The following is a 963-nucleotide window of genomic DNA, read 5'->3' as shown; positions in this document are numbered from 1 at the left end:
GGCTGCTGGTATCGGGCGTGGGAATCGGGGGGTGTGGCGGCGTTGCGGTCGACCGGTCCGTTGTCATCGTGCCGGTTGGATGATCGTGATCTGGCCCGGTTGGAAGCGATCCTGCGTCGTGGGCCGGGGGTGTACGGCTGGGACGACCAGCGGTGGACCCTGGCCCGGATCGCGGAGGTGATCAGACGGGAGTTCGGGGTCACCTACACCCTGCCGGGGGTGTGGATGCTGCTGGACCGCAACGGCTGGTCGTGCCAGCTGCCGGCACGGCGCGCGGTGGAACGTGACGACATCGCGGTGGCGGGCTGGTCCGCGCAGGGGTGGCCGGCGGTAAAACCACCGCGGCGGTCCGGGATGGCTGGGTCTGTTTCCTCGACGAGACAGGGCAGGGCCTGAGGCCGCCACGCGGGCGGACCTGGGCGCGGCGCGGGGTGACCCCGCTGGTACGGGTCCCGGGACGGGGCGGTGCCGGGCGGGTGAGTGTGGTCGGGATGGTCTGCTACAAACCCGGACAGCGGGCCCGGCTGGTCTACCGGGCTCGGGTCAGTCACGGTCGTCGCGGGGAGCGTAAAGGGCTGAGCTGGGCGGACTGTCGGGATCTTCTGCTGGCCGCGCACGCGCAGCTGCCCGGGGGTCGGCTGGTGGTGGTGTGGGACCGGCTGAACATCCACCTCCAGGCTGAGATGGCCGCGTTCCTGGCCGCGCACACCGACTGGATCAATGTTGTGTGGCTGCCGGCCTACGCACCCGACCTGAACCCCGTCGAGGGTGTCTGGTCGTATCTGAAACGCACAACCCTGGTGCACCTGGCCGCCCGTGGGATCGACCAGGTCTTTCAGGCCGTCAAGCATGGACTGAAACGGATGCAGTACCAGCCCGAGCTCCTCGTCGGGTTCCTTACAGAAACCGGACTGGCCTGGGAAGAACTCGGATCAACATAACTTCACACATTAACCATCAGTA

2 protein-coding genes are annotated in these 963 nt (G+C 67.9%); both read left to right on the top strand.

Translation table 11 applies throughout. The features are described from left to right. The coding region (locus AC559T_RS14160) for a winged helix-turn-helix domain-containing protein (RefSeq protein ID WP_498868992.1) at window positions 1-396 on the top strand (396 nt) is incomplete at its 5' end. After that, a complete protein-coding gene (locus tag AC559T_RS14155; protein ID WP_498868991.1) occupies window positions 321-941 on the top strand; it encodes an IS630 family transposase in 621 nt (206 codons plus the stop codon). The genes AC559T_RS14160 and AC559T_RS14155, both read left to right, overlap by 76 nt. The last annotated feature ends 22 nt before the right edge of the window (window positions 942-963 follow it).

Origin of the sequence: Frankia sp. Hr75.2 (assembly GCF_949319125.1) — a bacterium.
Classification (GTDB): Bacteria; Actinomycetota; Actinomycetes; order Frankiales; family Frankiaceae; genus Parafrankia; species Parafrankia soli.
The sequence above is the reverse complement of the archived record's forward strand: the minus strand, read 5'-3'. Positions and strand labels throughout refer to the sequence as shown.